Origin of the sequence: Streptomyces sp. NPDC127108, assembly GCF_042677545.1 — a bacterium.
Taxonomy (GTDB): Bacteria; Actinomycetota; Actinomycetes; order Streptomycetales; family Streptomycetaceae; genus Streptomyces.
On sequence record NZ_JBHXTE010000036.1, the window covers coordinates 14,106 to 26,370 of the forward strand.

The 12,265-nt window shown below is 72.6% G+C and carries 11 protein-coding genes; 1 reads left to right on the top strand and 10 read right to left on the bottom strand.

Annotated features, from left to right (window positions below; all coding sequences use genetic code 11):
* Window positions 1–159 precede the first annotated feature (159 nt).
* The 10 genes from ACFVHO_RS27495 to ACFVHO_RS27540 all read right to left on the bottom strand — a co-directional run bounded on the left by ACFVHO_RS27495 (window position 160) and on the right by ACFVHO_RS27540 (window position 11,639).
* Window positions 160–597 (bottom strand): lasso peptide biosynthesis B2 protein, encoded by a 438-nt coding sequence (locus ACFVHO_RS27495; protein WP_385719975.1) that lies wholly within the window; start codon window positions 595–597, stop codon window positions 160–162.
* The gene (locus ACFVHO_RS27500; RefSeq protein WP_385719978.1) at window positions 594–857 is read right to left on the bottom strand and encodes a lasso peptide biosynthesis PqqD family chaperone; all 264 of its coding nucleotides are present in this window, start codon (window positions 855–857) and stop codon (window positions 594–596) included. The genes ACFVHO_RS27495 and ACFVHO_RS27500 overlap by 4 nt, the downstream gene beginning before the upstream one ends.
* A 139-nt stretch (window positions 858–996) precedes the next feature.
* Entirely contained in the window at window positions 997–2,979 is a 1,983-nt protein-coding gene (locus ACFVHO_RS27505; RefSeq protein ID WP_385719981.1) for an asparagine synthase-related protein, read from the bottom strand.
* Between the two features lie 132 nt (window positions 2,980–3,111).
* Window positions 3,112–3,255 (bottom strand): lasso RiPP family leader peptide-containing protein, encoded by a 144-nt coding sequence (locus ACFVHO_RS27510; RefSeq protein WP_385719984.1) that lies wholly within the window; start codon window positions 3,253–3,255, stop codon window positions 3,112–3,114.
* A gap of 217 nt (window positions 3,256–3,472) precedes the next feature.
* A complete protein-coding gene (locus tag ACFVHO_RS27515; protein ID WP_385719986.1) occupies window positions 3,473–5,002 on the bottom strand; it encodes an MFS transporter in 1,530 nt (509 codons plus the stop codon).
* A gap of 151 nt (window positions 5,003–5,153) precedes the next feature.
* On the bottom strand, window positions 5,154–6,011 hold the full coding sequence (locus ACFVHO_RS27520) for a hypothetical protein (RefSeq protein ID WP_385719989.1): 858 nt from the start codon (window positions 6,009–6,011) through the stop codon (window positions 5,154–5,156).
* Window positions 5,995–6,900: a helix-turn-helix domain-containing protein gene (locus ACFVHO_RS27525; RefSeq protein WP_385719992.1), complete on the bottom strand. Its 906-nt coding sequence runs from the start codon at window positions 6,898–6,900 to the stop codon at window positions 5,995–5,997. The genes ACFVHO_RS27520 and ACFVHO_RS27525 overlap by 17 nt, the downstream gene beginning before the upstream one ends.
* 438 nt (window positions 6,901–7,338) lie before the next feature.
* On the bottom strand, window positions 7,339–8,685 hold the full coding sequence (locus tag ACFVHO_RS27530) for a S8 family peptidase (RefSeq protein ID WP_385719995.1): 1,347 nt from the start codon (window positions 8,683–8,685) through the stop codon (window positions 7,339–7,341).
* A 243-nt stretch (window positions 8,686–8,928) separates the two neighbouring features.
* Window positions 8,929–9,765, bottom strand: a complete 837-nt coding sequence (mltG, locus tag ACFVHO_RS27535) for an endolytic transglycosylase MltG (RefSeq protein WP_385719998.1) — start codon at window positions 9,763–9,765, stop codon at window positions 8,929–8,931.
* Between the two features lie 65 nt (window positions 9,766–9,830).
* A complete protein-coding gene (locus ACFVHO_RS27540) occupies window positions 9,831–11,639 on the bottom strand; it encodes an ABC transporter ATP-binding protein (RefSeq protein WP_385720001.1) in 1,809 nt (602 codons plus the stop codon).
* 171 nt (window positions 11,640–11,810) lie between these two features.
* On the opposite strand from ACFVHO_RS27540, the gene ACFVHO_RS27545 reads away from it, so the two are divergent.
* Window positions 11,811–12,254 carry a MarR family winged helix-turn-helix transcriptional regulator gene (locus ACFVHO_RS27545; RefSeq protein WP_385720004.1) on the top strand — a complete coding sequence of 148 codons (444 nt, stop codon included), beginning with the start codon at window positions 11,811–11,813 and terminating at the stop codon, window positions 12,252–12,254.
* Window positions 12,255–12,265 lie beyond the last annotated feature (11 nt).

Here is a 12,265-nt window from a genome sequence, read left to right on the forward strand (position 1 = left end):
CCTGGTCGGCCGCGTTGACGCATGACGCACTGTCAGGCGCACCTGCACTCGGCCGACTTGACGGTTGTTCACCGTCGGCTGCTCTGCACTCGGCCTAGTCATTAGTTGACGTGCTGTCAGATCGCCCTGAACTGGGCCGATTTGCAGGTTGATGCGCCGTCAGGCACTCCGGCTTCGCGCCGACTCGACCGGCGGGATCGCGAGCAGCTTCTGGTAGTGCCCCGCCGGATCCGGCTCCCCCACCGGCTCGCCCGCGACCTCCACCCACGCGTGCGCCTGGAACGGGCTGGTCCGCACCCCCGTGCACCACGTCGGCCACACCCCCCGGCTCCGGCACAGCAGGGCCGTCGCGATGGACCGCTGCAGACAGGCCTGGCCCGCGCAGCGCAGGCTCACCGACACGATGTCGCGGCGTGCCGCGGCGGCCTGCTCGACGGTGGCGGGCCGGGCCCCGCGGCGCAGGAACTCAAGGACGGCGCGCACCCGGGCCGGGCGGGTGCCCGCGAGCATCCGGGCCACCGCGACGGCGAGCAGCGGCAGCATCCTGCGGTGCAGCGGAAGCCGGTCCCGGGCGGACAGGGCGACGGGGGCGCTCATCGCGACTCCACCACGAGACGGGCCTCGCGCAGCGCCTCGACGAGTCGGGACACATCGCGGTGCGCGGCGTCGGGGGCGGCGCTGTGGCGGGTGGTCAGCTCCTGGGCGGCCTGGTCGTGGGTGCGGCCGTCGAGCAGGTTCCTGAGGACCAGGACGCCGGTGGGGTTGAGCTGCCAGTAGCGGCCGGTGCGCTGGTGGAGCAGGACGGCGCCGTCGTCGGTCTCGGCCAGGGAGACGTCGGGGTGCAGGGTCAGGGTCATCGGGGTCTCCCGGTCACGGTCGTCGGGGTCAGTCAGTCACGGTCGTCGGGGTCGGCACGGTCTGTCGGTCGGGGTCGGCGGTGCCTCAACGACGGTCAAGGGCATCGGTACGACGTCGGGGCGGCGGCCGTCGGGGCCGTCACGGGCTTCCGAGCGGGAGCGGCCTGCGGGCGGCGCGGGCCCAGGTCTCGCAGCCGAGGAGCTGCTCCACGGCGATGTCCCGGGAGGAGTCGGCCTGCGGAGCGAGCAGATAGGCGCGCACCGAATCCGGATCGACGAGTCCGAGGTCGGCGAGGACGGTGCCGGACGAGAACACGTCGATGATCGCGGTGAGGTTGGCCCGACGACCGGCCCGCAGGTCCGCGCTGAAGTCGCCCTTCGTCGTCCGGTCGAGGACCGCGTCCGGTACGAGCCCACGCATGGACCGGGCGAGCAGCGGTTTGTACTGCCACGGCGTGGTGCGTTCGTGCGGGCGGACGGCCAGGACCGCCTCGACGACCCGGTCGTCCAGGAAGGGCTGTTCGAGGCGGACGCCCTCGGCGGCGAACAGGCGGGACACCTGGCGGTAGGCGGGCGAGGTGATCCGCAGCGCGGCGAGGTGCTGGTGGGAGCCCCGGTCCCCGGCGAGGGGGCGGGCGTCCTCGCCGGTCGCGCGCAGGGCGGCGCGGGCGGCGTCGATCGCGGCGTCCGTGGCCCAGGCGGGCGCGCGCAGCGGTGCGAGGCCCCAGCCGATGGACGGGAGGCGGGCGGGCGGCGGCGGGGCGGTGAGGTCGTCGGCCTGGGCGCGCCACCACTGGGCGACGCTCTCGGCGCGGGCGAGCTGGGTGAGACAGCCCCACAGCGGCCAGCGGCCGAGCGCCCGGCTGCCGCGCAGGTGCCGCAGGAGGGTCAGGGGGTGGCGGCGGGCGAGGCGGTGCAGATAGCCGGGCATGCGGCCGAAGAGCTCGTCGGCGCCGTGCCCGGCCACGTGCCGCCGGGATCCGTGCTCGGCGAGGACGGCGGCGGTGTGCCGCATGCGGGCCTGGGTGCGGGTGTAGAGGTAGGGCCGTTCGGTGTCGGCGAGCGCGGCCGGGTCGGTGAAGATCGACGGCAGGTCGCCCTGGGCCACCACGAGGTGGCGGGCGCCGGGCAGTTCGGCCGCGGCGAGCGCGGCGAAGCGGGCGTCGTCGTTGCCCGCCTCGGCCTCGGCCCAGCGGAAGGTGAGCAGGTCGGGGGTGTGCCGGGCGGCGAGGAAGGCGAGGGAGGTGGAGTCCATGCCGCCGGACATATCGGCGCTGAGACCGGTGCTGGTACTCAGGCCGCCGTCCGCCCTGAGGCCACCTTCGGTACTCAGGCCGCCGTCGACACTGAGGCCGCTGTCAGCCCTCAGGCCGTTGTCGGCGCTCGGGCCGCTCCTGTCGTACGGAGCAGTGGCCACCCCGGCCGCGTCACCACCGGCCTGCCCCGCCCCGCTGACCCCGTTCAGCCCGTCCACCGCCGTGACCAGCGCCTCCCGGACCGCCGACGCGCCCTCCGCCAGGCCGAGTTCGGGGGTGGGCGGCGACCACCAGCGGCGTTCGCGGGCCCGGTCGGGTTCCAGGACGAGGCAGTGGTCGTGCGGCACCGTGGACACGCCGGTCCAGGCGCTGCGGTCGGAGAGCGGGGGCGGCAGCATGCCGCCGCAGACGACGCGCAGGGCGAGGGTGTGCTCGTCGATCCCGGCGCCGGTGAGCACCGCGAGCGCGTCGGCCCGGTCGGAGGCGACCGGGATCCCGCCGTCGAGGCGCGCGTGGAACACCTGTCGCAGCCCGGTCACGCTCCCCTGTACGCGGGTGGCGTTCCCCGCGGCGGCCACCAGGTGGAAGCTGCCCGGCAACTGCCGTGCCAGGGCGTCGACATCGGCCAGCGTGCGCAGCCGTCGGCACAGCCGTTCCAGGTGGGTGGTGGTGACCGGGCACCGCCCGATCACCACCACCCGTACCGGCCCCACCGTCACCTGCCGGACCTCGTCCGGCTCCCAGCTCCCCACCAGCCACAGACGGCCTGACGGATGGGGTATCAGCCGGGGCGCCGCGAAGGGGTACGCGTCGTCGAGCGGCGGCGTACCCGGCGTGTCCGGAAGGACGACGAAACCGGCACTCATGTCACACGGCCTCAGTTCTCATCGAGCTCATGAACCATCGATCTCAAAAGGGGCCTGCCTCGCGCACGAGGCCCGCCCTAGGAAGGGGGGCCCGCACCACAACGCTCTGGTGTCGGGCTCCGCGTCGGATGGTTACCAGCCCTGCTCGCCGAGGACGTCGTTGTAGCGGTTGCCGAAGCCCAACGTGTCCTCGGAGAAGTCGCCGACGGCGATGAGAGCCGGCGGCTCGTAGCTGACGGCCTGGTCGCGCTCTTCGATACCCGTCTTGTCTTCCATGGATGCCTCCTGTGAGGTGCCCTGACAGATGAAGGAGCCCTCGTTCCGAGGGCCCCGGGTGACGCGCGGCAAGTATTCGAACTGCTTGCCGAAAAGCGGACTACCCCCCAACTCATCCGTCTACACCGCCACTTGCGCCACAGATGCATCGAGATCACGTGGAGACGTCGCGACCCGCACCCCACCTGCCGCCCCAACTGCCCCCGGAACCCGGGATTCAGTGCCCGCCGCTCGCCCGCAGCCCCCGCGGCACCAGCCACACGACCAGCAGCGCGACGGCGGTCACGATCCCGGCGCTGACGTACGCCGTGGTCGTCAGGGCGGATTCGAACGCCGCCCTGGCCGCGTCCATGAGCCGCTCCCCGGCCGCGCCGCCCAGGCGGTCGGCGGCCTCCACGGCCCCGCCGACGGACTCCCGCGCCTGCGCCGTCCGTCCGTCCATGTGGGCGGCGTACACGGAGCCGTGGATGGAACCGAGCAGGGCGACGCCGAGGCCGATGCCGAGTTCGTACGAGGTCTCCGACACGGCACCGGCCTGCCCGGCCCGTTCCGCGGGCACGGTGGACACCAGGACGGACGCGGCCGCGGTGATCGCGAGTCCGTCGCCGAGGCCGAGCGCGACGAACACGACCGCCACGACGCCGTACGGGGTCGGCTCCGCCGACAGGGCGAGCAGCAGGAACCCGGCGATCAGCCCGCCGAGCCCCAGGGCCATCACGGCACGCACCCCGAACCGCTCCATCAGCAGCGGCGAGAGCAGCGAACCGGCGAGCATCGCCCCGGCGGCGGGCAGCGTCCGCAGGCCCGCGCCGAACGGCGAGTACCCGTGGACGTACTGCAGCCACAGCGACATCAGGAAGAGTGCCGCGCCGATGGCGAGCATCGCGAGGAACGTGGCGAGCGCGGCCGCGGTGAACGCGCGGTTGGTGAAGAGCCGGACGTCGAGCAGCGGGTCGGCGAGCGTGAGCTGTCTGCGGGCGAACACCACGAGGAGCACGATGCCGAGGGCCAGGATCGCCAGGTCCCCGACGGCGAGGCTGCCCTTGGCGACGTGCTTGATGCCCCACGCGAGCGCGATCACGCCCACGACGGACAGCGTGGCGCCCGGCCAGTCCAGGGGGCCCTTTCCGTCGCTGCGGAACTCGGGCAGCAGCCGCACACCGGCGACCACGGTCACCACGACGACGGGGACGTTGACCCAGAACGCCGCCGACCAGCCGGAGCTCTCCACGAGCAGGCCGCCGACCAGCGGGCCCACGGCGGCCCCCGCGCCCGCGACGGCCGCCCAGATGCCGATGGCGAGGGCGCGCTCGCGCGGATCGGTGAAGACGTTGCGGATCAGCGAGAGCGTCGACGGCATGACCATCGCGCCGCCGATGCCGAGCAGGACGCGTCCGGCGATGAGCTGCCACGGGTCCGCTGCGGTCGCGGCCACGACCGAGGCGAGACCGAAGAGCACGAAGCCGGTGAGGAACAGGCGTTTGCGGCCGAGGCGGTCGCTGACCGCGCCGGAGGTGACGAGCAGGCCGCCGAGGACAAGGCCGTAGATGTCGATGATCCACAACTGCTCGACGGCCGTGGGCCGCATGTCGTCGATCAGCGAGGGCAGCGCCACATTGAGGATGGTGGCGTCCATGGCCACCAGGAGCAGGCTGGCGCACAGCACGGCGAGCGCGGCCCAGCGGCCGCGGCCGGGCGTCGGACTGCTGTCCGCGGCGGGGCCCGAGGAGTCCAGGTCACGGGCCACGGGACATCTCATCCCTTCGCGGCGCTCCGGCCCCGTGCGCTCTCCGCGCGCCGGGCCGGAGGCCCTCTGAGTACCTACCTGTCAGACCTGCCGGGGAAAGTCCGTCCAAGTATCACCCATATGCCCGCTGTGCGCCTTTTCTCCGCCCTGGTCACCCGCCCTCCGAACGCGCCCTCCGACGTACGTCGAGCGGGCGACGCCGCGGCGTCGTGCGGGAGGCGCCGGTGGGACTCGCCGTCAGGACGCGGATGTGATCGGTGAAGTCGGCGTCGGGCAGCGGGAGTTCGAGGTCGGGGTCGACATAGCGGACGGCGGTCACCACATAGTCCATGACCGCGCCCACCACCGCGGGCCTGGCCCCGGGACCCGCCGCCCGCTCGGAGACCTTCAGCCCGCTCAGGACGCGCAGCGTCGTCGGCACGCTCCGGTCCGTCCGCACGGGCGGGTAATTGAGCGGAAAGCCCGGTTCCGGGCAGCCGCCCGGCTCGTCGGCGGCCCGCGCGGGGAGCGCCGCGCTCGGCGTCTGCTGCTGCCACCACGCCGCCTCACCTCGCTCCCCGAGCGAGAGGTGATGCAGATAGAGGCAGTACGAGGCGGCGGTGTCGCCCGCGCCCGCCGCGTACTGCCACCAGAAGCGGGCCGAGTCCTCCTCCCCGCTCAACTGCAGGATGCAGCCGAGGACCCGGGCACCCGGCGGCTTGGGCAGCGCCTGGGTGAGGAAGTCGCTCAGCGAGGTGATCGCGGCGGTGGTCACGGCGGCCTCGCACAGGCTCTGCAGGTCCCGCGCCGCGGCCCGGGCGACACCGTCCTTCTTGCCGCGGCCCGCCAGGGGGGCGACGGTGTGCGCCGCCCCCGGGGGGACACCGGCAGCGGCGGACAGACCGGCGCCGGTGGCCGCGAGCCGCGCGGGGGCGGCGCCGGGGCGGACCGTGCGCACGTGGTCGTAGGGCGTGTCCGTGTCGTCGAGGAGCCGGGCGCGGGCGAGCAGTTCGTCAATCGCTACGGTCACCGGGGGATCCCTCCTGGGTGGCGGCGTGGAGACGGCCGTCGAGGTGGCGCCGGGCATGCCGGGCGGTGGAGCGCACCGCCGCGAGCGGAATGCCGAGGACGGCGGCGACAGCGCTCTCGTCGAGGCCGCGCAGATGCAGCAGCACCATCACGTCGAGCTGCCCGGCCGGCAGCTTGCGCAGCCCGTCGAAGAGGAACATCGACTCCTCGATCTGCGCGACGGGGTCGGCGGCCGTGCGCAGGGCGAGGGTGTCGAAGGCCGCCTCCACGAGCGCGGGGCTGTGGTCCGGGTGCGGGGTGCGCTCCATGACGGTCTGACGCAGGATCTGCCAGGCGAACCGCTCCGGGTTGTCGCTGGTGAGCGCCTCGTCCCAGAGGAAGAGCAGCAGGATGAAGACGTCGTTGACCGCGCGGCGCGCCTCGGCCCGGCGGCGCAGGAACGTGTGCGCGTAGCCGGTGTAGGCGTCGCGGTAGAGGTCCTGGAACGCGGAGAAGTGCACGGGAAGGCGGTCGTCGGCGGACAGGCCGTCCCCCTGCAGGCAGCTGTTGATCCAGATGGTTCGCTTGTTGGCCTCGCGGGCGGCGAGGGCCCAGAGCGCCCGCATGTCCGCCATCGACGGGGCGGGCCAGTGCAGCGCGGTGAGCAGGCTGCGTGTGAACTCCCAGCGCGGGTAGCGGCCCGCGGCACGCAGCAGCTCGGATATCTTCGAGCGGGACCAGCCCGTCTCGCGTTCCAACTGGCCGATGGTGAGACCGCTGGCCTGGTAGGACCCGCGCAACGGCTCCAGCCAGGCGCGGTGCGCACGCCCCGTCCCGGCCGTGATCGGCCCGAGCTTGCGGCCCCGCTTGCTGCGCGGGAGGTCCTCGGGCGACATGGGCTGGGCGGTCACCCGGTGCCCTCCTCACCCCGGCCGGCCGGTGGTGGGCCCAGCTCGCCGTACCCGCCGCCTGGGTCTTGCCTGTCTCGCCTGTACATCAGGCTCCTCAAATACGTCATGTGCGTCATGTGCGTTATTCACGTTCGAGATACGCGTCCAAGTCCGGAGCCGACCCCTCGGGCGCCCGTGGACGCCCTCGTGCCGGGAACCGGGAGCCCAGCATGGAACCTTCGCGCGACTTCGGCGACTGAAACTGGCGATCGGGGAACAATCAATGACCCATGCTGACTCAAATCGATGCGAGGAAAAGTCAGTTACTGACCAGATGTCAGCAGCGCGACCTCTCCGACCGGACCTCGGTCACCGCTCACCGGAGCCTGCCGGGTGCGGCGGCGCCGAGGAGCGCCGCCGCACCCGCCGGGACGCGACGCCGAGACAGCAGTGGGTCGGCTAGGGCAGGTACAGGGTGTAGAGGAGCTTGTCGGGCACGACCGGCGTGGGGCCCTGGAGCACTCCGGTGGTGGCGGTGTCCACCAGGCCCTTCTTCACCTGCGCCGGGGGATCCCCGGGCCGGAACCCGAGGTGCAGCGCCGCGGCCCCGGTGGCGTGCGCCGTCGCCATCGACGTACCGCTGAGCGTGGCCGTGGCGGTGTCGCTGTCCTTCCAGGCCGAGGGGATCTGCGCGCCGGGTGCGTACAGCGACACGCACTTGCCGGTGTTGGAGGAGGACGTCACGCGGTCGGAGCGGTCGCTTCCGGCGACGGTGATCGCCTCGGGCACCCGCGCGGGCGAGGTGGAGCAGGCGCCGCCCGGCTGTCCGGCACTGCCCGCCGAGACGGCGTAGGTGACGCCGGACCGGATGGAGTTGCGCACCGCGCGGTCCATGACGTCGCTGGCCCCACCGCCCAGGCTCATGTTCGCGACGGCGGGCTTCGCCGCCTTGGCCGTCACCCAGTCGACGCCCGCGACGACTCCTGAAGTCGTGCCCGACCCCTGGCAGTTGAGCACGCGCACCGCCACGAGCTTGGCTTGTTTGGCCACCCCGTAGGTGGCACCCGCGGCGACACCGCCGACGTGTGTGCCGTGGCCGTTGCAGTCGTTGCCGTCCTGCCCGTCGCCCACGGTGTCGATCCCGACCGAGGCCCGGCCGCCGAACTCCGTGTGCGTGGTGCGCAATCCGGTGTCGATCACGTACACGCTGACGTCCGGCGCGGTGGTCCGGTACGTGTACGTCGTGGACAGCGGCAGCAGGCGCTGGTCGATGCGGTCGAGGCCCCAGGGGGCGTTGGGCTGCGTCTGGTCGACGGCGGTGGCATGCGTCGGTGCCGGGTGCGTCGGCGCCGCGGCGATGCGAACGCGGGTGTCCTGGCGGACGTACGCGACGCGGGGGTCGGCGGCCGTGCGGGCCGCCTGCGCGTGGCTCATCCGCGCGGAGAAGCCGTGCAGCGCCGCCCGGTACACATGCCCGAGGCGCGCCCCGTCGGCTCGCGCGAGGAGGTCGCGCGCCGCCGCGCGCACGTTGGCGGAGGCGGAGGCAGTGGTGGCGGGGGTGTCGGTGGAGGCGGCGGCGGGCGCGGCGCCCGCGCGTTCTCTCAGGACGACGATCCAACTGTCCGGCACGGCGGTCTCACCGGCACCGGCCAGCCGTAACTTCTCCGTTGGGGCCGCGCGGTCGGACACGGCATCGGTGGCGGGCGTGGCCCGGGCGGCGGAACCGGCGCCGAACTGAAGGCCTGCGACGAGCAGCACGCCGGGCAGCACCAGCGCTGCCGGGCGACGACGTATGGACGTTCTCATCTGCGGTGCACCTGAACCTTTCATGGACCATGGATGGGTCGGATCATGTGCGGTGCATTGCGTCTCGCGCGCCCGGGCGTACGGTGCCTGTGGTTCGGCGCGGCGCAGGGGGTGCCTGCGGTACGGCGGGGAGCGCACGCCAGCGTCTCGCGCCGCCTCGGGGCGGCACAAGGCTCAACTCGAGCTTCGGGCCTCGGGGCAGCACGAGGCTCGGGCCGCCTCAGGCGGTCGGCCGCCCGTTCCTCACGCGGCCGGCTGGCGGTTCCGGTTGAACTCCGCCACGTTCCGCTGCTGCTCCTCGTAGTTCGCGGTGAACCGCGTGTCCCCGGGCTTCACGGTCACGAAGTACAGCCAGTCCCCCTGCGTCGGGCTGGTCGCGGCGCGCATGGCGGCCTCGCCGGGGTTGGCGATGGGGGTGGGCGGCAGGCCCATGCGGGCGTAGGTGTTGTAGGGGCTGCCGATCTTCGTGTCGCGGCTGGTGGTCTTGAGGGTGGAGCGGTTCAGGGCGTAGTTGATGGTGGAGTCCATCTGGAGCGGCATGCCCCGGTCGAGGCGGTTGTAGATGACGCGGGCGACCTTGCCCATGTCCGCCGGGTTGTCCGCCTCGGCCTCGACCATGCTCGCGATGGTGACGGTCTGGTAGATGTTCACCGCGTTCCGGTCGGCCCCGGCGGTGACGTGGCCGCCGCTGAACTTCTTGTTCGCGGTGTTGACCATGTACGACAGGACGGAGGCGGGCGTCGACTGGGAGCTCAGGGGATACGTCGCGGGGAAGAGATAGCCCTCGGGGTTGCCGCCCGCGTCGCCCGGGAGCTTGAGGTCGGTCTTGGACACGGCCTGCTTCGTGGTGCCGGACGGCACGTCAAGCGCCTTGTCGACGGCCTCGTACACCTGGACGGAGCGCCAGCCCTCGGGGATGGTCAGCGTCTTGGGCCGGGGTTCTTCCTCGGGCAGCAGGAGCGGCACCGCCACGGCGGTCGCCGCTGCCGCCGTACCGATGGCGATCGCGGCGATCCGGCCCCGGCGCGTCAGCCGGATCGCGCCCCGCTTCAAGCCCCGTCGGGGGGTCGTGTTGTGCATGCGGGCACGCTAACCCGACATTCCTCATATGTGCTGCATATCCGGGCGCAGCTCGCCCCACTGCCTCACGTCACCGGCTCCAGCTGGGCGTCCCTGCGGACCAGCGCGGCGTACCGGCCGCCCCGGTCAAGGAGCTCACCGTGGGTGCCGCGCTCGGCCATGCGGCCGGAGTCGAGGACCACGATCTGGTCGGCGTCACGGACGGTCGACAGGCGGTGGGCGATCGTCAGTGTCGTCCGGTTGGCCGACAGGGCGTCGATGGCCTGCTGCACCGCGTGCTCCGTGCGCGTGTCGAGGGCGCTGGTGGCCTCGTCGAGGATGAGGACGGGCGGGTCGCGCAGGATGGTGCGGGCGATGGCGAGGCGCTGCTTCTCGCCCCCGGAGAAGCGGTGCCCTCGCTCCCCGACGACGGTGTCGTACCCGTCGGGCAAGGAGGCGATGTGGTCGTGGATCTGGGCGGCCCGCGCGGCCGCGTGCAGTTCCTCGTCCGTGGCGTCCGGCTTGGCGAAGCGCAGGTTCTCCGCGACCGAGGCGTGGAAGAGGTACGCCTCCTGGGAGACGACGCCCACAGCGCGGGCGAGCGTGTCGAAGTCCAGGTCCCGCACGTCGACGCCGTCGAGCGTGACGCGGCCGCCCGTCACGTCGTACAGCCGGGGCACCAGGTGGCTCAGGGTGGACTTGCCCGATCCCGTCGGCCCCACGACGGCGAGGCTGCCGCCCGCGGGGATGCTGAGGTCGATGCCGTCGAGGAGGGCGGCGCCCTGGCCGTCGTACCGGAACGAGACGTTCTCGAACCGGACCTCGCCCTTGATCGTCTCCAGGCGGATCGCGTCGTCGCGCTCGGTGATGTCGATGGGCAGGTCCAAGTACTCGAAGATGCGCTGGAACAGCGCCAGGGACGTCTGGATCTGCACGCCGGTCGACAGCAGGCTGACAGCCGGCCGGAACAGGCCCTGCTGGAGCGAGACGAAGGCGACGAGGGTGCCGATCGAGACGGTGGGGCCGCCGAACTGGAAGGCGAGACCCGCGCTCCAGTAGATGACGGCGGGCATGGCGGCCATCACGATCGTGATCACGGCCATGCGCCAGCGTCCGGCCATGTTCGAGCGGACCTCGAGGTCGACGAGCAGGCGGGACTCCTCCTCGAAGGAGCGGGTCAGCGAGTCGGCGCGGCCCATCGTGCGGCCGAGCAGGATGCCGCTGACGGACAGCGACTCGGTGACCGTGGCGGCCATCTCGGCCATCTGCTTCTGTCGTTCGGTCGCGATCTTCTTGCGCTCGCGGCCGACGCGGCGGCTGATCCAGACGAACACCGGGAGCAGCAGCAGGGAGACGACCGTCAGGCGCCAGTCGAGGGCGAGCATGGCGACGACGGTCGCGACGACGCTCGTCAGGTTCGACACCAGGGACGTCGCCGTGGACGTGACCGTCGCCTGCATGCCGCCGATGTCGTTGGCGATGCGGGACTGGACCTCGCCGGTGCGGGTGCGCGTGAAGAAGGCGAGCGACATCCGCTGGAGGCGGCCGTACACGGCGGTGCGCAGGTCGTGCATGACCTGCTGGCCGACGGTGGTGGAGATCAGGGTCTGCAGGACACCGAAGACGCTGGTGACGACGGCGCTGAGGATCATGCCGAGCGCCAGCAGGCTCAGCAGGCCCGTGCGGCCCTCGGGGATCGCGGTGTCGAGGATCTCCTTCAGGAGGAAGGGGGTGGCCACGGACACCAGCGACGCGGCGGCGACCAGCAGGCCGACGAGCGCGAGGCGGGCGCGGTAGGGACGGAAGAGACCCAGGATCCGGCGCAGCTGGCGCGGTGGTTCCGCGGCGTCGGGATCCTCGGTCGGGGGTTTCCACAGGGGGTGGTCGTGACGCATGGGCTCCTACGGGAGGGTGACGGAGGGCGGCGCGCGCGGGCGGCGGTGCATCCGCACCGACGTCGACAGCGCACCGACGATGACCATGAGAGCGTAGCTCATTGTTACCTATACTCACAATGAAACAGGTCCTGATAATATTCCTGGCATGAGCACCCCGGACTTCCGCCCATGAACACCCCGGACCCCGACGGACTGCTGGCCGAGCAGCTGCTGCGGCTCACCCGTCGGCTGCACCGCATCCAGAAGCGCCACCTGGAGCCCATCGGCGTCACACCGGCGCAGTCCCGCCTCCTGCGCACCCTCGCGCACTACGAACAGCCGCCCCGCATGGCTGACCTCGCGGAGCGCCTGGAAGTCGTGCCCCGCGCCGTGACCAGCCTGGTCGACGGCCTGGAGGCGGCCGACATGGTGCGCCGCGTCCCCGACCCCACGAACCGCCGGGTCATCCGCATCGAGCTGACCGACGGCGGGCTCAAGGCTCTCGGACGGCTGCGCGGCGCGCGCCGGGCCGCCGCGGAGGACATCCTGGCTCCGTTGGACGCCGCGCAGCGCGAGCAGCTGGGCGGCCTGCTCGACGCCCTGTTCGACGTGCCGGAGCGGCACCGCTGCTGACCCCGCCGGGG